This is a genomic window from Chitinasiproducens palmae (assembly GCF_900095735.1).
Classification (GTDB): domain Bacteria; phylum Pseudomonadota; class Gammaproteobacteria; order Burkholderiales; family Burkholderiaceae; genus Chitinasiproducens; species Chitinasiproducens palmae.
In genome coordinates this window covers 1-21264 of record NZ_FNLO01000004.1, presented here as the reverse complement: position 1 = coordinate 21264, position 21264 = coordinate 1, and the positions used below count along the sequence as shown (strand labels likewise).

At 62.7% G+C, this 21264-nt stretch carries 22 protein-coding genes and 1 tRNA gene; 10 read left to right on the top strand and 13 right to left on the bottom strand.

The genetic code is table 11. The annotated features are described in order from the left end of the window. Positions 1–11: 11 nt before the first annotated feature. Positions 12–2672, bottom strand: coding sequence for a magnesium-translocating P-type ATPase (gene mgtA, locus BLU54_RS07760; RefSeq protein ID WP_235837868.1), 2661 nt, complete (start codon positions 2670–2672; stop codon positions 12–14). Between the two features lie 601 nt (positions 2673–3273). After that, positions 3274–3588, bottom strand: coding sequence for a hypothetical protein (locus BLU54_RS07755; protein ID WP_091906770.1), 315 nt, complete (start codon positions 3586–3588; stop codon positions 3274–3276). Positions 3589–4156: 568 nt separating this feature from the next. Between BLU54_RS07755 and serS the strand changes: the two genes are divergently transcribed. Both serS and BLU54_RS07745 read left to right on the top strand, forming a co-directional pair. Beyond that, positions 4157–5446 (top strand): serine--tRNA ligase, encoded by a 1290-nt coding sequence (gene serS, locus BLU54_RS07750; protein ID WP_091906768.1) that lies wholly within the window; start codon positions 4157–4159, stop codon positions 5444–5446. A gap of 126 nt (positions 5447–5572) precedes the next feature. Then, positions 5573–5663: transfer RNA gene (locus BLU54_RS07745), tRNA-Ser, on the top strand. An 83-nt stretch (positions 5664–5746) separates the two neighbouring features. On the opposite strand, the gene BLU54_RS07740 is transcribed toward BLU54_RS07745, so the two are convergent. The 11 genes from BLU54_RS07740 to BLU54_RS23175 form a co-directional block, all read right to left on the bottom strand. After that, positions 5747–6421 carry a tyrosine-type recombinase/integrase gene (locus BLU54_RS07740; protein ID WP_139169563.1) on the bottom strand — a complete coding sequence of 225 codons (675 nt, stop codon included), beginning with the start codon at positions 6419–6421 and terminating at the stop codon, positions 5747–5749. A gap of 107 nt (positions 6422–6528) precedes the next feature. Further along, on the bottom strand, positions 6529–6882 hold the full coding sequence (locus tag BLU54_RS07735; RefSeq protein ID WP_091906764.1) for a helix-turn-helix domain-containing protein: 354 nt from the start codon (positions 6880–6882) through the stop codon (positions 6529–6531). Between the two features lie 22 nt (positions 6883–6904). Then, on the bottom strand, positions 6905–7429 hold the full coding sequence (locus BLU54_RS07730; protein ID WP_091906762.1) for a hypothetical protein: 525 nt from the start codon (positions 7427–7429) through the stop codon (positions 6905–6907). Further along, the gene (locus tag BLU54_RS07725) at positions 7426–8016 is read right to left on the bottom strand and encodes a hypothetical protein (protein WP_091906760.1); all 591 of its coding nucleotides are present in this window, start codon (positions 8014–8016) and stop codon (positions 7426–7428) included. Before BLU54_RS07725 ends, BLU54_RS07730 begins: the two co-directional genes overlap by 4 nt. Positions 8017–8098: 82 nt before the next feature. Further along, complete coding sequence (locus tag BLU54_RS07720) at positions 8099–8467, bottom strand: hypothetical protein (protein WP_091906758.1); 369 nt, start codon at positions 8465–8467, stop codon at positions 8099–8101. Then, on the bottom strand, positions 8467–9204 hold the full coding sequence (locus BLU54_RS07715; protein ID WP_091906756.1) for a hypothetical protein: 738 nt from the start codon (positions 9202–9204) through the stop codon (positions 8467–8469). Before BLU54_RS07715 ends, BLU54_RS07720 begins: the two co-directional genes overlap by 1 nt. Continuing rightward, on the bottom strand, positions 9201–9437 hold the full coding sequence (locus BLU54_RS07710; protein WP_091906754.1) for a hypothetical protein: 237 nt from the start codon (positions 9435–9437) through the stop codon (positions 9201–9203). The genes BLU54_RS07715 and BLU54_RS07710 overlap by 4 nt, the downstream gene beginning before the upstream one ends. Continuing rightward, positions 9434–10477 carry a ParB/RepB/Spo0J family partition protein gene (locus BLU54_RS07705; protein ID WP_091906752.1) on the bottom strand — a complete coding sequence of 348 codons (1044 nt, stop codon included), beginning with the start codon at positions 10475–10477 and terminating at the stop codon, positions 9434–9436. Before BLU54_RS07705 ends, BLU54_RS07710 begins: the two co-directional genes overlap by 4 nt. Before the next feature lie 572 nt (positions 10478–11049). Continuing rightward, positions 11050–11175 carry a hypothetical protein gene (locus BLU54_RS24365; protein ID WP_268874512.1) on the bottom strand — a complete coding sequence of 42 codons (126 nt, stop codon included), beginning with the start codon at positions 11173–11175 and terminating at the stop codon, positions 11050–11052. After that, entirely contained in the window at positions 11172–11321 is a 150-nt protein-coding gene (locus BLU54_RS23670; RefSeq protein ID WP_170845073.1) for a hypothetical protein, read from the bottom strand. Before BLU54_RS23670 ends, BLU54_RS24365 begins: the two co-directional genes overlap by 4 nt. 610 nt (positions 11322–11931) lie before the next feature. Then, positions 11932–12372, bottom strand: a complete 441-nt coding sequence (locus BLU54_RS23175) for a helix-turn-helix domain-containing protein (RefSeq protein ID WP_139169561.1) — start codon at positions 12370–12372, stop codon at positions 11932–11934. A gap of 593 nt (positions 12373–12965) precedes the next feature. Here BLU54_RS23175 and BLU54_RS07685 point away from each other — a divergent pair. The 8 genes from BLU54_RS07685 to BLU54_RS24535 form a co-directional block, all read left to right on the top strand. Then, positions 12966–13418 carry a phage regulatory CII family protein gene (locus BLU54_RS07685; protein WP_091906743.1) on the top strand — a complete coding sequence of 151 codons (453 nt, stop codon included), beginning with the start codon at positions 12966–12968 and terminating at the stop codon, positions 13416–13418. Between the two features lie 4 nt (positions 13419–13422). Further along, positions 13423–13797 carry a hypothetical protein gene (locus BLU54_RS07680; RefSeq protein ID WP_139169559.1) on the top strand — a complete coding sequence of 125 codons (375 nt, stop codon included), beginning with the start codon at positions 13423–13425 and terminating at the stop codon, positions 13795–13797. Between the two features lie 148 nt (positions 13798–13945). Then, positions 13946–16450, top strand: a complete 2505-nt coding sequence (locus BLU54_RS07675) for a VapE domain-containing protein (RefSeq protein ID WP_170845071.1) — start codon at positions 13946–13948, stop codon at positions 16448–16450. Positions 16451–16684: 234 nt separating this feature from the next. Then, on the top strand, positions 16685–17464 hold the full coding sequence (locus tag BLU54_RS23170; protein ID WP_139169557.1) for a DnaJ-like cysteine-rich domain-containing protein: 780 nt from the start codon (positions 16685–16687) through the stop codon (positions 17462–17464). A gap of 202 nt (positions 17465–17666) precedes the next feature. Then, on the top strand, positions 17667–18461 hold the full coding sequence (locus tag BLU54_RS07670) for a hypothetical protein (protein ID WP_091906737.1): 795 nt from the start codon (positions 17667–17669) through the stop codon (positions 18459–18461). 107 nt (positions 18462–18568) lie between these two features. Further along, complete coding sequence (locus BLU54_RS07665) at positions 18569–19102, top strand: terminase small subunit (RefSeq protein ID WP_091906735.1); 534 nt, start codon at positions 18569–18571, stop codon at positions 19100–19102. Continuing rightward, entirely contained in the window at positions 19044–21107 is a 2064-nt protein-coding gene (locus BLU54_RS07660; RefSeq protein WP_170845070.1) for a phage terminase large subunit family protein, read from the top strand. Before BLU54_RS07665 ends, BLU54_RS07660 begins: the two co-directional genes overlap by 59 nt. Positions 21108–21115: 8 nt before the next feature. Further along, positions 21116–21264 (top strand): phage head-tail joining protein (locus BLU54_RS24535; protein WP_170845069.1); only part of this gene is annotated, 149 nt, incomplete at its 3' end.

Sequence of the window (21264 nt, the reverse complement as noted above, 5' to 3'; positions counted from 1 at the left end):
CGTCACTCTACTCAGAACCACTGTCCGTAACGGGCGATGTAACACTTTTTGATGACCTGGGCGAGCGTGATGTAGCCGAGCATGGTCAGTGCGAGCCATGGCCAGTAGCTGGCCGGCATCGGCACGAAGCCGAACGCTTCGCCGAGCGGCGAATAGGGTAACGCGCAGCCGATGACGATCGCCAGGCTTGTCGAGATCAACACGGGCCACGCCGGACGGCTCTGGATGAACGGCAGGCGCGCGGTTCGCAGCACATGCACGACCATCGTCTGCGACACCAGCGACTCGATGAACCAGCCTGAATTCATCACGATCTGGCCGGCGTTGCCGCCGCCGGCGTGATACATCGCGCCGGCGCCGAAGACGGTCCACATCAGCCAGAAGGTCGTGATGTCGAATACCGATGAGGTGGGTCCCATCCAGATCATGAAGCGACGGATGTTGCGCGGGTCCCATTTGCGCGGCTTGTCGATGAACTCCGGGTCCATCTTGTCCCAGGGCAGCAGCATCTGGGAGGTGTCGTAGATCAGGTTGACCACCAGCAGTTGCAGCGCGAGGATCGGTTCCCACGGCAACAGCGCGCTGGCGATCAATACCGAGAACACGTTGCCGAAGTTCGAGCTGGCCGTGATGTTCAGGTACTTGAGGATATTGCCGAAGGTTTCGCGGCCCTTGACCACGCCGGTTTCGAGCACCGCAAGATCCTTTTCGAGCAGGATGATGTCGGCCGTCTCCTTGGCGATATCGGCCCCGCTGTCGACGGAAATGCCGACGTCCGCGTCGCGCAGCGCCGGTGCGTCGTTGATGCCGTCACCCAGGAAACCCACGGTATGTCCGTCGGCGCGCAGCGCACGTACGATGCGCGCCTTGTCCATCGGCGTCAGCTTTGCGAAGACCACCGTGTCGCGCGCGCATTCGCGCAGCGCCTTGTCGCCCAGCGTGGCAAGGTCGCTGCCGCACAGCAGCCGGCTCGCGTCCAGGCCGACCTGCGCGCAGGTGGCGCGCGCCACCTCCGGCGCATCGCCGGTCAGCACCTTCACCGCGACGCCGCGGCGGGCCAGCGCGGCCAAGGCGCCGGGTGCCGACGCCTTGGGCGGATCGAACAGCGTCAACATGCCTTCGATGACGAGTTCGCACTCGACCGAGGCGTCGTAGCTGTCGTTGCGCATGCCGACCGGAATCGTGCGGCTGCCCAACACCAGCACGCGCAAGCCATCGCGCTGCAATGCATTGCAGCGCTTGCGCAGGTCGGCACGTTGCGTCGCATCCAGCGCCACCACGGTGCGATCGGACAGACGGACCGACGTCGCGACCGACAGCACCTCGTCAACGGCACCCTTGCAGATCAAGCGGTGCTCGCCCTGCATGTCCTCGACGATCACCGACAGCCGGCGCCGCTCGAAATCGAATGGAATCTCGTCGACCTTCCGCCAGCCCGCGAGGTCGGGGTCGCGCTGGGTCTGGGCCGCCTCGACAATGGCCTGGTCGATGACGTTGCGCATGCCGCTCTGGTAGCGGCTGTTCAGTCCAGCGAGCCGCAGCACTTCGTCGCTGCTGTAGCCACCGGCGTCGACGTGCCGGGTCACCACCACACGATCCTCGGTCAGCGTGCCCGTCTTATCGACGCACAGTACGTCCATCGCCCCGAAGTTCTGCACCGACGACAGGCGCTTGACCACTACCTTGCAGCGAGACATCGCAAGCGCGCCCTTGGCAAGGTTTGCGCTTACCACCATCGGCAGCATTTCCGGTGTCAGGCCGACGGCCACGGCGAGCGCGAAGGTCACCGCGGTCAGCCAGTCGCCGGTGCTCGCGCCGTTCAGCACGAACACGATCGGCACCATCACCAGCATGAAGCAGATCAGCAGACGGCTCACCTTGTTGACGCCCAGGTCGAAGGCGGTGGGCGCCGGCTTGCGGTTCAACACCTTGCCGGCGAGCATGCCGAAATAGGTCTGCGCGCCGGTGGCGATCACCATGCCACGCGCATATCCGGAGACGACATTGCTGCCCATCAGGCAGACGTTCGGACGCTCCAGCAGGGAGCCGTCGCTCTGGCCGGCCGGCGTGCCGGAGTCCTTGCTCGCGACCGCGCCCAACGTGTCGTATTTCTCGGCCGGCAGCGATTCGCCGCTCAACGCGGCCTGGCTGACCATCAGGTTGCGCGACTCGATCAACAGCACATCGGCCGGCACCATGTCGCCGGCCGAGAGGGCCACGATGTCGCCGACCACCAGGTCCTGCGTCGGCACGGTGCGCGCGACCACCTGTCCGGTGCCGTTCATGCGACGGAGCACGGTCGCGGTCGCGCTCACCAAGGCTCGCAGGGCCTGCGCAGCGCGTTCGGAACGGTACTCCTGGACGAACCGCAGCACCGCGCTGAGCAGCACCATCGTCGACAGGATGATCACGGACTTGTAGCTGCGCTCGTCCGCGTCGGCGAAGATGACGTCGGTGCAGGCGCTGATCGCTGCCAGTACGACCAGGATCGCGATGAACGGATTGTTGAACGCATTGAGCAACTGACTGATCGCGCTCGGCGGACCCTGCTGCGCGACCACATTGGGGCCGTCGCGTTCGAGACGATGGGCGGCTTCCAGTTCGGTCAGGCCCTCCCGATCGGATTGATAGTACTGCAGAGTGTCATCGATCGTGTCATGCCGGGATGGCATGTCGAACGATGAGCCGCTGCGGCGGCGTGGGTTACGGGTGCGAGCCATGCGGTCTCGTTCTGTCGTTCGCATTGCTTGGTACTCCTTTTCTACATCGGTGTCAGGCGAGTTTCGCCTTGCAAGAGGCCGGTGGTCCGGCTGGCGGAGATACATCGGTATCGCCGGTGGGGGAAGCGACGTCCGGCGGCGCGCGGACGGCGGCTTGAGTCATCCGCCTGAATCATCGGCACGAGTCATCCGCTTGAGTCATCGGCTCGAGTCATCGGCGCGTGCGCGGCGTGGCGGCGGACCGACTGCGCCTGCTTTGCGCGCTGCTTCGCGTTGCCACGACGGCGCTGCGAGGTTGCGACCGACCCGTGCGGCGTGCCGATCGACGCATGTGCGCCTGGCGGCGCACGAGGCGCTGCCGGCACGCGTCATGTCGGTGTTGTGGGTCCTTGCGCGACGGGGCCGGCGGGTCGGTGCGCCAGCGGCGCGTGCCTCGTCAGGTGGCGGCCGGAACCAGGCGCGACGGCCGTGGCGGCGTGAACCGCAACGTGGCTTGCCTCACGGTGAGTTGACGCCGCCGGTGCGGCGTGAACGCAGGCAAGCTCAGGCGAACTCAGGCCGCCAGCGCCGGGTAAAGCGGCATGCGCCAGTTTGCGCCGCTGACACCTTCCTGTCGGCGCAGCGAGTCAGCGATTGCATAGAGCTTGGCCTCGTCGCCGGCACGGCATTGGATGGTGGCGTCCAGCGACGCGTGCGTATGCGCGTTGCAGCGGCTGACGACCACGCAACTTGCATCGAGGCCGATGGCGCGCAACGCGTTGAAAAGCTGCTTGCGTACCAGGTTCAGTGCGCTGGCGGCGCACACCACGTTGAGTTCGCGCGTGTCGCGACGCACGACACGGTGGGCGGGGCGGAAGTTGTGCTGCATGGTTCACTCCTTTCGAACGCTCGCGGCGCATTGAAACGGCCGGAGTGAGTCACGCGAATTTCGCGGGCAGGCCGGAGCGGGTCATGGCGTACGACGCATGACGGAGGACGCGGGCCTGCGGAAGGCCCGGTCGCGCGCATTGGCCTGGCCAGCACGGTCGCGCGTGGCTCAGGTTCAATTCAAAAAGGAAAGCGGTGCGCCGAAGCGATGGACCGGAAGGCGTCGGCTGCGGTCGTTGCAACCTGGCTTCGGTGCCGGACGAGCGTCCGGCGGCGGTCACGCATTGTCGCGCGCGCTAACCCGTCTTGCGACGAATCAGCGGCGGCGAGGAACGTCGAGCTGATTCGTCAGTTTCCGCCGGCTGGTGCCGGCGAGTGACTATGAGAGTCACTGTCCACTGAGAATCTCCATTGATGGAAAGCGGTTGGATGTTAGTCATAAGCGCGGCCGCAGTCAAGGCTGGCCGGGCGGCGCAACTGCAACAAAGTGTCGCGTCGCGGCGGCGCGGGCGCCGGATCCGGCGCCTAAGATAGAATTCCGCTTTTGCCAACTTGCGGCCCGAGGCGTCATGCTGGACATCCAACTCTTTCGCAAAAACATCGGCGAAGTCGCCGCGCGCCTTGCGCAGCGCGGCTTCACGCTCGACACCGAGCGCTTTGCCGCGCTCGAGGGCGAGCGCCGTGCGCTGCAGACCCGCACGGAGGAGTTGCAAGCCTCGCGCAATGCATTGTCGAAGCAGATCGGCATGAAGAAGGGCAAGGGCGAGGATGCCACGGCCCTGATGGCCGAAGTGAAAGGCCAGGAGGAGGAGATGAAGGCGTCGGCCGCGCGCCTCGACGCCGTCCAGGCGGAGTTGCGCGACTGGCTGTTGACGCTGCCCAACCTGCCGCACGAGAGCGTGCCGGTAGGCGCCGACGAGGCGGGCAATGTGGAGGTCAGGCGTGTCGGCACGCCACGCAGCTTCGACTTCCCGATTCGCGACCACGTCGATGTCGGCGCGCCGCTCGGCCTCGATTTCGAGACCGGCGCGCGACTGTCCGGGGCGCGCTTCACCGTGTTGCGCGGGCAGATCGCACGGCTGCATCGGGCGCTCGCGCAGTACATGCTGAACCTGCACACCGGTCAGCACGGCTATACCGAGATGTACACGCCGTACATCGTCAATGCGGACGTGCTGGTCGGCACCGGCCAGTTGCCGAAGTTCGCCGACGACATGTTCCGGGTCGAGCGCGGCGGTGAAGAGCAGGGACCCGCCGCCCAGTACCTGATTTCGACGTCCGAAATCACGCTGACCAATACCGTGCGAGGCGAAATCCTCGATGCGGCGACGTTGCCGCTGAAGATGACCGCCCATTCGCCATGCTTCCGTTCGGAGGCCGGTTCCTACGGGCGCGACACGCGCGGCATGATTCGCCAGCACCAGTTCGACAAGGTCGAGATGGTGCAGATCGTCGAGCCGTCGCAGTCGTATGCCGCGCTGGAGGAGATGGTCGGGCACGCCGAGGCGGTGCTGCAGGGCCTGGACCTGCCCTATCGGGTGATCACGCTGTGCACGGGCGACATGGGCTTTTCGGCGGCCAAGACCTACGACCTCGAAGTGTGGCTGCCGGCGCAGGACACATATCGCGAAATCTCGAGCTGCTCGAACACCGAGTCGTTCCAGGCGCGCCGGATGCAGGCTCGCTACCGCAACGCGGCCGGCAAGCCGGACCTGGTGCACACGCTCAACGGCTCCGGCCTCGCGGTCGGACGGACGCTGGTTGCCGTGCTGGAAAACTATCAGAACGCGGACGGCAGCGTGACGGTACCCGCGGTATTGCGCCCCTACCTGGGCGGCGCCGAGGTGCTGCGCGCCTGAGCGATTGCAACGGGACTGGCGCCGCGAAAGCGCTTGCGCATTCCGCGCAAACGTCTATAATTGCCGCTTCGTCGCGATTCGACCCGCGGCGAAGCACTCGCGAATGCCGGGTGCGTAGTGAAATCAGGAAAGGTGGCAGAGTGGTCGAATGCGCCAGACTCGAAATCTGGTTTACGGTTCTTCCGTAACGTGGGTTCGAATCCCACCCTTTCCGCCATAAATTCATAGCGTTAAAGTTTTATTGAAGCCGCCCACGGGCGGCTTTTTTGCGCGTGCGGTGGGTAAAATATTGACCAATGCCTATTTCCGGCGCCCAATCCGATCGACTGCGGTAGCCAGCGTCTGGGTTGCCAAATGCGCGTAACGCTGCGTTGAGCGAGGGTCTCTGTGACCTAACACGGACCCGACTGTGTACAGATCGATATCAGCGTTGATCATTTCGCTCGCTGCGCTGTGTCGAATGTCGTGAAAATGGAGATGGGTGAGTCCCGTTGCCTCGCGCGCGATCATCCAGTGTTTGACGATCGTTGACACTGAGATGGTAATTGGGTAAATCGATAGACAGCAGCGAATGCGCGGATGGATCGGTACGCGACGCGGCATGCCATTTTTCGTTGTTTCCAGAACGAACAGTCCCGCACGCGGCTCGGCGCGCAGGATCTCGCCCCGTCTCATGCCTGAGTAGAACGCAATGCGGATGATGGCCCGAACGGTCCTATTCCGGCATGCCCGAGCCAGTTTGAGCATTTCCGCGCGAGTGGCATAAATATGCCGTTCGTTTCGCACCTCGGGAACGGACACCCGCGCGGCTGGATCGGTCTCGCCCATGCCGTGAAATTTCCAGGCGTAGCGGCATGCGGCCGTCAGATACCTGATACGGTTGCGTATAGTCGCCGCCGCCAGTGGGCGGCGATTTGGCTTATCCTCTCTTCCGTCGCGCGCTATCTCCCTGCATACCTCGTCAAGCGCGGTCAACGGTTTTCCTGAAAATGCCCAATGCACCTGGGCGAGTTCTGCGGCGGCGGCTCGGCCGCTCTTCAACTCTGGGCAGCGATAGTCCAGATACTTCGATACAGCGTCGTCTATCGTGTGGGCGGCACGATGGCCGTTGCGGACGTGGTTGTAGAGCCGCGCTCGCTCTCTCTCTCCGAACGTCTCCGCTTGGGTTCGACTCCAAGTTTTCGGAAGGATCTTTCTAGCGCGGACTCGCTGTCCATCGATACGCGCGTCGAACTCAAACACGTATCGACCGCGCGCTTTGTCTCGATAAACCGACATGATTTCAGGTACTCGTTGAGGTCGTCTTTGTCGAAGATGATTCGTCCGCCGATCCGATAACATGGAATCGGTCCGTTGGGCGACGCGAGCGCGTAGACCTGCCGTGCGGAAACGCCGACAACCGCAGCGGCTTCCTGGGCGTTCAATTTTTCGCTCATTTGATCCTCCCGGTTTCTCTGCTCATCCGATAACGGCCTGCTCGGCGGGAGTCGTTGGCGTTGTCAATTGCTGCTCTGCCGATTCTTCAAACACGTCGCCCGCAGCCATTCGCCGCTCGACCTCGCGGATGGCAAGCCGTATCTCGCCCTGCGTACAACCTTCCATGTGCGCTTCATGTACATCGAGCGCAATCTCGATTGCTTGCCGGCCCGCTCCATCCATTGCCCAACTTCTCGCTGTGCGTGTTCGCTTCTTTATCCGCATGAGCGCCTCTTGGCCTGCGATAATCTCGGGCAAGTAGGACTCGCAGACGCCGCGCTCGCAAAGAATGAGGGACACATTGAAGGCTAGCGCCAGCGTGTGCCACGACGACTCGTCGCCGCCCTGGCGTAAGCGATCCAAAGAGAGCCGGCAGGCAATGCCAACGTCGAGCGTCTGCTCATGCGACAACGTGCTCGCGTCACGGCGACGCTGCGCGCCGGCCTCGACCCGGCGAAGCCAGCGTGTCGGATCGTAGCTTCGAGTCCGCTTCTTTGGCGCTTTCACGTCCGCTCCTTCCCGTCGCGGGCCGTGGATTGGGCGATGGCGGCGTCGATGGCGGCGTCCCACTCAGACGCGATGGGCCAGCGCGGTTTGCCGTCTCGCGCTTCAGGTGGCAACGCTTTGCGAACGTTTCGCGCGAACACTGTGTCATTCGCTATTGCGGCGTCTCGCCAGCGACGATAGCGCGCCGCGTCCCGCGCATCCTCGCCGCGATTCGCTGCGCTCAGTGCCGCCGCCTGCGAGTTGTCAGGCGCTACCTCGATAGCAGGGCCGGCGAATAGCGGCGTCCAAAATCCCCGGCGCGTGTCACACATGCGGGCATCGGTATCCATGATCGGGCCTTCGAAACCGCCGTCGCTGCGATAACGGACCCACGCCGCCGGCTCCTGCTTCTGCGCCGCCTCGATATGTTGGCGGAGCCGGGCGTTCTCGGTTTCGAGAGTTCTCGCGGCGTTGACGTACAGTCCCAGCGCCGCAGCAATAGCCAAAGCGGCGTTACCGTGGTCGGGCCACGTATCACCATCGTTTCCCAGGATTTCCGCACAGGCTCGTCGCAGTTCGTTCAGCACATCGGTGTTGTCGTTGCTCATGATGGTTCCACGCAGAGATAGATGGCGACGAACAGCAGCCACACGGGCAGCGCCAGGCAGACGAGCAGGCCGATGATGCGGCTCATGGCTTCACCCCTTGGCTTATGCCGAGGGTCATGCGCATTTCGTGCACCTCTCGCGCGTGCTCGGTGCGCCAATCGGCCCAAGATGGATCGGTCAGCTTGTGTTGCAGCCACTCAGCGACGTCAGGCTTGGCGGCAAAAGCAGCTTTGCCGGCGACGCACTGCTCGCAGAGGTTGCGGCGCCAGCGAAGATGACTGGCGCAGAAGTAAAGGCCGCAGCCGTCATCCCCTCCGTAGGGTTCGCCGCCACAGACGTATGCCAGGCCGCGGTCGATTCTCTCGTTGCATTCAGGATGATCGCATTGCGCGGGTACGCCGTAGCCGATGTCGCGCTGCCAGTTGCTATCGAAGCCGATTGACCATCCCATCACGCACCATCCGTCTGTCTGGCTTTGCTCTCTGCATTGCGGGCGGCGAGTGCGGCGCGGTCCAAGCGCTCGATCTCGGCCAGGATCAATGCACCGGCTTTCACAAGGTTGCGGCGCGGCGTGGTCGGCTTCCACCATTCCGAGGACCACGGCCAATGCCTCGACGGATCGCCTGCCGGGTATGCCTTCGTGAACATGGCGTAGCATCCAGCGGCGGTCGCCATTTGTCCCCGGTCGTAAAGGTCGTCCTCCTCGGGCGTCCGGCCTTCGACCTCAATCTGTCGACGGCGCTCGGCGAGCACGTCACGCGCAGCAGGTGATACTAGAGTGTCATTTCCCGCCGAAATTGCACTTTGGTGCAACTGTGCGGGGGCGGTCTCGATCTTTGCCACAAGAGCGCGAACCGCGATCAGCATGTTCGTGCTGGCGTCGAAATAGTCGGCACCGGGTGTATTGGCGGCAATGCCGCAAGCTTTATCTCGCCGCTTGACGGTTTCGATCAGTTGACCAAGGTCGCCGGTCAGCGCCCCTGCCGCCTGCTCGACGGGCGGTGCCCCGTATTCTCGTGCAGCGCGTAGGACATGTTCGTTGCCGTCGATAGACATACTCGGCAGGCAATTCAGTTCGATCGCGACTTTGCAGAAAAGCGCGCGCCACTGATTGGCCTGCTTGTTTGCATCCTGCTCCTCGGCGAGGGGCGCTTTGGGCATCGCTTGCGTGAACGGGTCGGGCTTCATTCTTCGTTGCTCCGAGCGGCGGTAAGGTGGGGACGAACGAAGCGCGCATGCAGATCGCGCACAGCGTCGCGAGCACGGGGCGGAACGGCAGTGACTTCGTTACGGGCGGCGAAGTCGGCCACGTGGTCCAATAGCTCCAGCTCGTGACGTGGGACGAATTCGCGGTGCTCGCGGAGTTCGCGAATCAGGTCGGCCAACGGTCGGCCGTCGTCGGGCGGTGTGTTGTGATTCATTGCGGGTTTGTCTCCAGGAATCGCGCGATGCGTTGACGCAGGGAATCGGACAAAAAGCGGAAGGCGCCGTCTTCGGCAACCTGACGCAGGAGCAGATTAGGGGGCGCGGTTTCGCTTGCAGAGTCGAGTCGGCGAGCAGTAGTGATCGACTGCGCCCGCACGGGCGGAGGGCGGCATTCGCTGTCGGATTCGTTGCTACGATCGGGAACGCTGTGACTGGCTTCCCCGTTCGGTCGTGAGTCATGGTTGGCGGCGGACTTAGGGACCGTGCGTGCTACTGCGCGGGGCGGCCGTGGCGGTGCCGCAGGGGGCTTCTCAGCCGCGTGGACGTGCTTGGCAGTTGCTCGGGGCTTGCCTGCTTCAACGGCCCGCGCTAGCGCCGCTTCGAGGTTCGCGAGCGCCTTTTCGGGACCGTGCTGGCGGAGTTGTTCAATCGCGAGCGTTGCGGCTACTTCGTCGCGACGCACCATTTCGTGCACCCGTTCCGGGGCCTGGCGCAGCAGGCGCAAATCTCTGAGCGTCTGGTCGGTTACGCAAAGTGACTTTGCAATGGCTTTCGCATCCAGCCCTTCGCGCTCTAGTTCCGCGACAGCGGCTGACAATTCCAGGGGCGTCAGTCGCTCCCCGTCGTTGCCGTTGACGCCTGCGATGATCAGCGCGACACGGCTGACGGACTTCGCAGCGTCGATGATGACCGGCAGCTTTTGTATGTCGGCCCCTTCGGCAATCGCGAGCTTCGCGGCGTGGTAGCGGTGCTGGCCGGCGTAGACAAAAATCAGGTCTTGCCCGTCGACCTTTCTAACGAAGCACCCAAGCGGGCTTTTCCTGTCGTAACCGTTCGCCAGCATCAGATTCGCCAGATGCCTGACGCGGTCGATGTTGAGCGGGCGAATGTTGTCGAGCGCGTCGTAATGGATTTGGTCGGGCGCAAGCATCCACAGGTCGGCCGACTTGCCGCCCGCCTGTGCGACAGCGGCTTTCGTGTTGCCTGTGACGATCGGTGCCAGTAATGGCAGGTCGCCAGACGCAAGCCTCTTCATGCGGGCACCTTCACGCGTAGCGCACGGCTTTGCGTCGAGGGTGTGCGTTTGAGTGCGCCGGCGGCTACCGCCGTTGAGGGGGCGCGGTGGCGCAGTCCTGCCTCGCAGTCCGCGATGCACGGCATCGACATCTGTTGTCGGACTACGGCGCCCTCGAACAGAACGCTGTACAGCGTGTAGGGCGTGGCAGCGATTGGTCGGCAAAGGACGACGAATCGGCCTATCACGATGGTCGCCATCAGCGGCCTGTGCGTCGGCTTGTAAAACGTGCGTGTCCGGACGCCGAGCGTGCCGCGACGCGCAACGTCCACGGCCGGGAAGTTGCGTATCTCTTTCATGAGTCGTTTCAGTCGTTGTCGCCGGACGCGAGGCGCTTTAAATCAACCGGCGGAAGGGGAGAAAGACGGATGCTTTGCGCGGCCCGTTTGCGTGCGGCAGCTTTGGCGGTTGCGAGAATTGCGCGCCAAAGTGCAGGATTAGCGGCCGCGTCCCGCAGCGTTCCGGTGAGCTGAAGACGCTTCCAGGTCCGCGCTACTTGCAGGAGCGACACGGGCGCGTGCTGTGCCATGGCGTCAGGCGCGGCTCGATGAGACCGGCGCAGGCTGACGGCCAATGTCGTCGAGCTGCTGCATGATTCCGATCAGCGCAAACAGTCCGCAGATGGCCGCCCAAATGAGCAACAAGGAAGGGGACTTCATGCGGTCACCGCTTTGACGGTGATGCGGCTCGCGAAGCCGTGCACGTCCATCGCCTGCACGCATGCTTCACACGTCGAGCGCGCGAGCACGTAGTAGGGCGCGACCGGCCCGGTCTGCAAAGTGACTTTGACGAGGAAGGCTTTCACGAGGCCACCCGCTCAACGTCGACGACGATTGCGCAACCGGTGACAGCCTGCGTGAGGCGTGCGGCCTCGACGGCATTGGGTGCTTGAACCTGAATACTTGGGACCAGGGAAGCGGACGGCTCCTGTCCTTCGTTCAGAAAATGGCAACGGTAAGAGGGCATCGCTCATGCTCCGTAAGTGCATGTAGCGAATTTAAGCACACTCAAACAAAAGAGGGAAGAAAATTTGAGTACGCTTAATTCAAGGCCCGCTCTAACTGGCTCGGTTGACGCCTTGTCGTGGCCACTCACGAGATGGCGCTTGAAACCATCTCAAAAGAAATGCAAACTACTGTGTAAATATACAGTACGCCACACAGGCGGAGAGGCGGAGATGCGATGCAAGCCGGGCGACTTGGCGTTGATTAAGAACGCATGGAATAAAGCGCTGGTAGGGCGCCTCGTCGTAATAGGCAGCGCCCATTCGGCGACTGAGTGGAATGTGACGCTCGTGGGGGAACCGGGTCTGACCCTCACCAAAAATCGACGGCGGCTGACGGCGGCGAGACGTATGCTGGCTTACGACGCAGCATTGGAGCCGATTGATCTGCCGATGCCGTGCGACATCGAGATCACGCTTGAAGATGCGGCAGGTCTCCGTCGTCGGTCCCTTCAGGCCGACGGTGAACAGACCGAAGAAGCGTCTCGATGGCAGTGAAGACTTCAGCGGGCATTCCCGCTTGATCGCCGCTTCGAATCGCTGCTATGGCCGCTTCAGCGGCTGGAGACAGGGCCGCGAAAGCCGGCTCAACCGACTCTTGCGACTTGCTATCGCGCATCGGTCCGACATTGTCCCGGAGCCATTCGGGACGGACCCTCAGATAGCGAGCAAGCCCGAAAAGCGACTCCGCTTTCAATTGCTCGGTGCTTCCCTTGTACCAAAGCGTCACCGCGGATGACGAGACGTTGGCAGCCCTGGCGAGGTCCTTTTTAAGGATGCGAACGCCAAGCTCGCCCTCGCGCGTGGCGATGGCTTGCTGCAAGCGATCCATGAATGTCGAAGGGGCTTTCATTTAAGGCAGCTTAAACAAACGCATTTGAGTTGACTTGACTTATGCGTTTGAGTGCGCTTAAATCCGGGCATGACTTCGCGCCTACACAATCCCGACGCTTGCCGTCTGATCGACGCCCTGGGAGGGACCTCAGCCGTCGCGCGGCTTTGCGAGATCGATCCGGGCGCGGTTTCGCAGTGGCGTCGCAACGGAATCCCCAAGGCACGCCTGCAATATCTGCGATTGGCTTGCCCCGACGCATTCGCGCCTCCCCAGTTACGAGAGCAGGTGCTGATTTGAGCACTTCCTCTCGCCAGGTGACCAATGGCCCGACGGCAAGCCGCTGGCCTCGGTCGGTGCGCCCGCAGGCTTCTTTAGGCTTATCGAAGGGGGCTGCACATGCGCACTGACCGGTGTACTCCGCCCATTCAAGAGGGATTGGCCCCGCAATCCGCGGTGCAGAAGTCGCCGCTTGCCAAGAGGCGAGATTCGTCGGGCTACACGTCTTTGCAAGATTCTCACTTTGTCAGCTCTGTCGATGCCGGCCCAAGCTTCAGCCGCAACCGGACTTTATCGGCACGAGCCGCTACGCGATACGTTCAATCGAGGTCGCAATGAACATAGCAGACGCCACGCACGCGATGGTGCACGACTATGCCGGCGGCAGCGAATCGCTTGCGCCGCGCATTGGCATGTCGCCCGCCGTCCTCCGTAACAAGGTCAACCCGAACAATGCGACGCATCACCTGACCGTCGCAGAGCTGGATCGCCTGATTGGGGTGACCGGCGACGTTCGGCCACTGCGGGCACTTGTGCATCAGCACGGCTACGTGATGATCCCCGTGTCGGCCGATGGCTGCGCAGCGGATCTGGACGTGGTCGAACACCTTGCGGTCCTGATGGTTCGTCAGGGGGCGGTCGGTAAATCCGTGTACGAGACGCTTGCTGACGGCCGGGTCGAGCAGCATGAGGTGGACCACGTAAAGCGGAACGCGCTCGCTGTGAGCGAAGCATTGCAGCACTTGGTCGCCGCGCTGCAGGGCATGTCCGAAACCCGCCCGGACTGATGGCATGCACTTCAAGCCTGGCATGACCTGCTGCAAACAAGACCGCGTCACGATGGGTCTAGATTGCGACTACCAAAGCATGATTGGTTGTGCCCTATGCGCGTGTCGGCGTGCAATGCGCCTCGGCCCGCAGCAGTTGCACGCGCAGCTGCTCAGCATCCTCCGGGCGCTTCCTGCTGGTGATGTGGCCGCAATGGCCCGCACAGTTGGCTGCATGCCGGCGTTCATCGACGCCGCATCGCAAGTATGTGCTGCCCACGTAACCAAACAGGAACGCCAACTCTTCCTCGCGGCGATCACGCCGCATCTCGTCACCTCCGAGCTGGAGCGCTTCGAAGCGCTCCACGCGGCCGAGTGGAAACGACTACGCGGCAAATAACCAGAGTAAGCAAAGTGACTTTGAGAAAACACCGTAACGCGTGCGCAGCACGTGGGGCTGTCTGCATCCTCGTTCGTCGGCTTGGCCTTTCTGCGCCCGCTCGTTTCCGGCGGCAATGCGTCATCAAGCGTTGCGGGGAAAAGGCGGCATGAGAAGTCTGGATAGCGTCGTGGCGCAGTTGGCGGCGGCAGGACATCCGACACTGCCCGATGGTCATCCCGTGGCGGATGGCAAGGTGCACCGGTACGGCAAGCAAAAGAAGTATTGGTACGCCCTGCATGAGGTTAGCCGGATGGACGGCAGCCGCAGCTATGCGGGCGCCTACGGGTATTGGCGGGGCACCGACAATGGGGCGGAGCGCTTTCAGTGGGAAGGCTCTCCCATGACGCAGGACGAGCGCGACGCGTTACAGCGGCGCGAGAGGGAAGCCGCCGAAAAGGAAGCGGAGCAGAAGGCAGCGTCAGCCCAGCGGGCGGCTACTCGCGCGCGGCAGCAGTGGACGAGCGCAAACAAAGAAGGGCACTCGCCATACCTCGAACGGAAGCGGATCACAGCTGAGACGGTACGCTTCGACGCGGATGGCCAAATCCTAGTGCCAATGCTGCGCTATGACACGGGCGACTTAGTCGGTCTGCAGAAAATCACACCGGACGGTGCGAAACGCTTTAACAAGGGCGTAGGTAAGCGTGCTGCGGCTTGCCGTCTCGGCGACCTCGGTGCCGACGACCGCATCGCGTTGGTAACCGAAGGCTACGCGACGGCGCGAAGCGTGCGAATGTCCACCGATGATTCGGTGCCTGTCTTTGTGTGCTTCGATGCGGGCAACCTCGCACCAGCGGCAGCAGCGATCCGTGCTCGGCATCCCGACCTTCACCTGCTGTTCTGCGCAGACGACGATTGGATGATTGAGCGCCGCCTACGCGATGAAGTCAGCGAGCGCTTCGGCCTGGCGGACTCATTGCCGTTGGACGGAGCGGCGGTCAACGGCACGCATGCGGGCGTCGATTATCAGCTGGCAGCGTTGAAGAAGTTGGACCGGCACGGTGTTGCGTTCCTTGAACTGACAGTCGCGACGGCGCATGCAGAAAGGACCGTGCGTTTCGAGAATGCGGGGCTGAAGTACGCCTACGAGGCGGCAGCTCAAGTGGGCAATGCCTCGGTTGTGTCCCCACGCTTCTCAAATCGCGGCGAGCGCGGACTAACGGACTTCAACGACCTGCACGTCGAGCAGGGCCTGGAAGCGGTCAAGACGCAGGTAGCAGCGGCAATCCTGTCCGCTTTGGTGCCAGAGGCGGTCAGGGCGCGCGTGGCGGCGGACACCGTGAAACCTTCGCCTGAGGCGGCAGCCGACGAAGGGGAGATTGTCGAAAACGGCGCGTACACCTGGCAACAGGATCTGAAACGCGCCGAGAAGAGTCGCGCGGTGCTGCCCACGCTCGACAACGTGTTTCTCATCCTCGAAAACGATGAGGCATGGGCCGGCATCATCGCCTTTGAAGAGTTCGCCAGCAGGGTCATGAAGCGCAAGGCGCCGCCGTTCATCGGTGGCGAGGAAGGGGAGTGGACCGACATGGACGACGCCCGCTGCGCACTATGGCTGGCGCAGCGCTACGGTTTCAACGCTCGATCGGACGTCATCATCAGTGCCGTACAACTCGCGGCTGACCGGCACCGCTACCACGTCGTGCGCGAATACCTCAGGGAATTGAAGTGGGACGGCAGAAAGCGCGTTAGCGATGGCTGGTTAAGCCGTTACCTCAGCGTGCCGGACACCGAGTACACGCGATCTGTCGGATACAAATGGCCGATCGCCGCCGTAGCGCGTGTGATGGAGCCAGGCTGCAAGGTCGACAACGTACTGATCCTCGAAGGCGACCAGGGCGTAGGTAAGTCGACCGCGCTGCGCATCCTGGCGGGGGATGCCTGGTTCACCGACGCTCAGATGGTGATTGGCGACAAGGACACCTATGTCGTCATGGTCGGAAAATGGATCATCGAGCTGGGCGAACTGGACGCGTTGAGCAAGGCGGAGTCTTCGGCCACGAAGCGATTCTTCTCGTCCAGTCACGACACCTACCGGCCGCCCTACGGGCGACGAGCGATTGACGTGCCCCGGCAAGGCGTCTTTGCTGGCTCGGTCAACTTCGACTCCTACCTGAAAGACGAGTCCGGGAACCGGCGTTACTGGCCTGTCAAGGTCGAGCGCCCTGTTGACCTTGAGGCGCTCGCACTGAACCGCGATCAGATCTGGGCGGAAGCCTATCACCTGTACGAGCGCTGGCATGAGCAGAATCGCCTGTCAGGCGGAAACACCCCGCGACCCTGGGCGGTTCTGTCGCATGAGCGTCAGCTGTTCGAGATCGAGCAGGACGCCCGGTATGAGGGGGATATCTACGAAACGATGATCGGGGAGCACGTTGTCGGGCTGACGACCATAACGATGCGCGAGATCTTCGAAAATTGCCTTCGGCTCGAAACCTCGAAGTGGACGCCGGCCGAACAACGGCGCGTTGGAAAGGCTCTGAAAGCGCTGGGCTGGATTCGGAAGCGCCAGTCTACCGGTCGGCGTGACTGGTACTACGAATGCCCGCCGGATCGCCCGTCGCCAATCGCAACCACCAGCACAAGCGAGACCGATGATGCGCCACTGTGAATCGTCGTCTCAACATGGCGCGCGCGCACCTGTCTCGCGGCGCGCCAGCATTCGACGCACGGCGCGCCAAACGTCCGACTACGTCTCGCCGTCCCAAGCGCACCGCCCCGTGTACGTGCCCGTGCGGCGCGACGTGCGCGACGCAGGAGCGCACGTCGCAGGTCGCGCACGCATGCGCACCCACAACGCTTCCCCTCGGGACGTTAGGACACTGGGACAAGGAGACGGAAACGAATGATCGACTTCAGAGAGCGAGCCGGGATTGCGATGAGTACGCGCGGCGCTTTTACCGACGCCACGCCTGACCGCAAAGTGACTTTGGGCGCCTTGGCCTTTGCCAACGAGCTAGGCCGGCTCTTGTGGCGTATGAAGTACGGGCAGGATGTGAAACGGGCTGGCATCGCCCGGGCGTCGCTGCTGTTTTCAGAGAGCCTTCGAAACAGCCGGCCAGTAAGTCGAACCCGACACGGGCGCAATCGTTTGCTGTTGTCGTCCAGCGATAGAAGCGGTCCGCAGCACGGCGAGGTGTACGATCGTCTTGCGGCGGCCGTGCTTGATGAATGGGTCAACGACCGATGCCCGACATGTAAGGGGCGCGGCACGGTGGGCGGGAAAGAGGCATCCGCTTCCGCCCGTGTCGAGACATGCGCGGTTTGCGATGGCGCAGGGGTGTTAATCGACGAACACCTGATACCGTTCGCGGCGCACCCGGAAGGCAGCGGGCCGCTGATCTATCGCGTCAGGTCCGCCTGCCCGTGTTGCGACGGCACGGGAAAGGCCGTTGCCCGCACGACCATCCCTCATCGGCAGATATGCCCCGATTGCAACGGCACGGGCACCAGGCCGGTAAATCGGGCGCTGCGTGCGCGACACCTGGGCTTGCCGCTGCGGACATATGAGCACGTGTGGCATACGCGCTTTGAAAGTGCGTTAACCATGCTCGATAACCTTGATGCGCTCGTCAACGACACGATGAGGCAGCAACACCGATGCGATGGCTTGCAAAATCCTTGAACCCGTGTGCATACTTGCCGCACGTTCTTTACTGTGGCACTGGACGATTGCTGGCACCGCGCTTTAGTCGTGCAAACCTCTCGGGACACAATAATTAAAAATGGAGCCTGTGAGGTCTTTGGGCGAAGCTCGGCCTAGCAAAACTGATTACGAAAAGCCCTGAGTGCGAAAGCCCTCGGGGCTTTTGCTTTTGGGGATCGAGATGGCGCATTTCGGTATCAGCATCGATGCGTCCGGTCTTAATGATCGGCTGCGGGAAGTCGTCGACCGCAAACTGCCATACGCGCAACGGGCTGCTCTCAACGATCTAGCGACCGAAGTGCGCGGTGAGTTGGTGCGCAAGATGCGCGAGGTCTTCGATCGTCCTACGCCGTACACGCTCAACGCGCTGTATCTGCGACGAGCGACCACGCAGCAACTGACGGCCGAAGTCGGCATCAAGGATGAGGCGTACAAGGGAACGCCTGCGGCGAAGTACCTGGCGCCGCAGATCGAGGGCGGCCGGCGAAACACGAAAGGGGTTGAGAACGCGCTCGCCCGTCGCAGCGCTCGGGCGGGCGAGCTGCTCGCTCGCTTAGGTCTGTCCGGTCAGTTTGTCCCGGCCGCTGCTGCATCGCTCGATGCCTATGGCAACGTGCAGCGCGGCCAGTATTCAAAGCTGCTTTCGCAGTTGAGCGCGCAGGGTGACGCGTACACGAACGAGACGCCGATCTCGCGCGGGCGACGCGAAGGGAAAGCCGGTGCGAAGGGGCGGCGCAAGCGTGCCGGGCCGCGCTTCTTCATCGCGGGCCTGTACCGTGCGCGGCATCTGGCGCCAGGCATCTGGGTTCGCTACCCGTTCGCGCACGGCTGGGCCATTCGGCCGGTGTTGCTCGCGGCTCGTTCAACGCCGCAGTACGTGCAGCGTTTCCCGTTCTACGAGACGGCGGACGAGGTGGTCGACACGTTCGGCGACGAGCTGTTGCGACAAGCAATCGAGCGCGAATTCGGCAGCTGATGCCGTCGCCCGCGGCCAATGGGTCCTTCCCAGGGGCGGGGTATCTCACGGGTAATTCGAGCCCTGTTCGAAAACTACTTACGAGCCGTGTGTAAGGGGGTTATACGATGGGGCAAGAAGCCATTGAGACGAAAACGCCAATCACGCAAGCGCAGTTCGGCGCAATGGTCGGCATTTCACAGCCGGCCGTCAGCGACCTGATCATGCGCGGCGTTCTTACCCGCGACGGCGCAGCACATGAATGGCTGCTGTGCTACTGCGGGCATCTGCGCGAGCAAGCCGCTGGCCGTTACTCGGAGGGCGTGCTGGACTTGGCGCAAGAGCGGGCCGCCCTGGCTCGCGAACAGCGTATCCGAATCGAGATGGCCAACGCGGTGCAACGCCGCGAGCTGGCCCCGATTGCGTTACTCGAAGCGACCTGCGCGCGCATTGGCCGGCGGGTGAGTGCAATTCTTGAGGCGATACCGCCGCAGGTCAAGCGTCGCCTGCCTCACTTGCCGGCCTCGGACGTGGAAGCGATCGAGGCCGAAATCAGTAGAGCGCGCAACGTAGCTGCCGCGATGAAATTGGATGAGGCGCTGGATGGACCAGGAGACGATACAGAGGGCGGAGATACAGAAAGCGGTAACGAAGGGGCTTAAGTCTCTCGCGACGGCGCCGCCAATGACGCTGTCGCAGTGGGCCTCGGATCACTTCTACTTGTCGGCAGAGTCCAGCTACGTTGAGCAGCGGTGGAGCGCGTACCCGTATCAGCGGGCGATCCTCGACGCGATGTCGAACGACGACATCCGCGAGGTGGTGTTCAAAAAATCGGCGCGTGTTGGCTATACGAAAATGATCCTGGCGTCGATGGGATATTTCGCGCATCACCGCCGGCGCAATCAGTGCGTGTGGCAACCGACCGACGACGACGCAGCGGAATTCGTCAAAACTGAGATTGAGCCGATGTTGCGCGACGTCGTGGTCATGCGCGACGTGTTTCCGTCGTATATGCAGCGGAGCAAGCACAACACGCTGCGACAGAAAGTGTTCCTCGGCTCGACGCTGCACATTCGCGGTGGCAAAGCCGCCAAGAATTACCGGCGCCTTTCCGTCGACGTTGGCTATCTCGACGAGGCCGACGCTTTTGATCGGGACATTGAAAAGGAGGGGTCTCCGGGCCTGCTCGCTGCAAAGCGCGTTGAAGGCGCGACGTTCCCGAAGATGATCTTCGGCGGCACGCTGAAGCTCAAGGGCTTCTCGTTGATTGAGTCGCGGCACGACGAGACGGCCGCGCAGTTTCAGTTCCACGTGCCGTGTCCGAACTGCCAAGCCGAGCATGTGATGCGGTGGGGAGGAAAGGATGTACCGCATGGCTTCAAGTTCGATTTCAACGATCCAGCTGGCGTTGTGCATCACTGTCCCGCCTGCGGCGTCGGTTACACGCAGGCCGAATATCTCAATGTTTGGGAGTTGGGACGCTGGAAAGCGAAGGATGGCACCTGGATCGACCACGCTGGGCGATTCCGCAGGCCTGACGGCGCACTTGCGCCGACGCCGCCTTCGGTCGGCTTCTCGATCTGGACGGCGTATAGCCCACAAGTTAGTTGGGAAAAATTGGTCCGAGAGTTCAAGGGCGCGAAGGAGAAAGCAAAGACCGGCGATACGTCCGAATTGAAAACCTTCGTCAATACGACGCTGGGCGAGGCCTGGGAGGAAGACGTCGAGGAAACGGACGTCGATCTACTGAAAAAGCGTGCGGAACCCTACGCGCTGCGCACCGTGCCGATGGGCGGCTTGATCCTCGGGGCAGGGGTCGACACCCAAGACGACCGGTTCGAAATCACCGTGTGGGCCTTTGGACGCGGCGAGGAAATGTGGATCGTCGATTACACGGTGCTGTCGGCGAATCCCGCGCAGCGAGAGTCGTGGGACAAGCTCGACGCGTACTTGCAGACACGCTATTTGCATGCTGCCGGTCAGATGCTCTCTATCGAAGCTGTCGCGATCGACACGCAGGGACACCATACGCATTCCGTGTACGCGTTTTGCCGCGATCGCGCGTATCGGCGCGTTTATGCGATACGCGGCGACCCAGCGGCTGGCAAGCCGATCAAGGGCAAGCCGTCCAAGCAGGACGTCAACGAAAACGGGAAGGTCCAGAAGCGCGGCGTGAAGCTCTGGCACGTAGGCACCGATACGGCCAAGGACTTGATACACAACCGGCTCGCGCTCACCCAGCCGGGGCCAGGCTACATGCACTTTAGCGACCAGCTGGAAGACGCGTTCTACGACCAGCTAACCGCCGAAGTGCGGATCGTGCAGCGCACGAAAAGCGGCGAGGAATCGCGCTGGATCAAGCGCAAGCCTGGCGCTCGTAACGAGGTGCTGGACTGCACCGTGTATTCGCTCTTCGCGGCGCATGCATTGGACCTGCATCGATTTACCGATGCGATGTGGCAAGTGCTCGCCGATCGCGTCGCCCCGCTGCAAAGTGACTTTTTCAGCGCTGGCGCCATGCCTGCTGAGCGAGTCGAAGACGACGTGGCCGACGACGGGGCGGCGGTCCCGCCTCAGGCGGCGGCAGCTGCACCGAGCGAGCCGGCGCCGCGTAACTATGACAACGGCGGTTCGGACTGGATACCGGATCGCGACAACTGGCTGTGAGGGCCGCTATGGCACTAACGCAAACGGATCTCGACGCGCTCGATCAGGCGATCGCCTCGGGCGTGTTGACCTGCGAGCTGGACGGGCAACGCGTGACGTATCAATCGACGGACCAACTGATGCGAGCAAGGGCATTCGTGGAAAAGCGCGTGCTCGG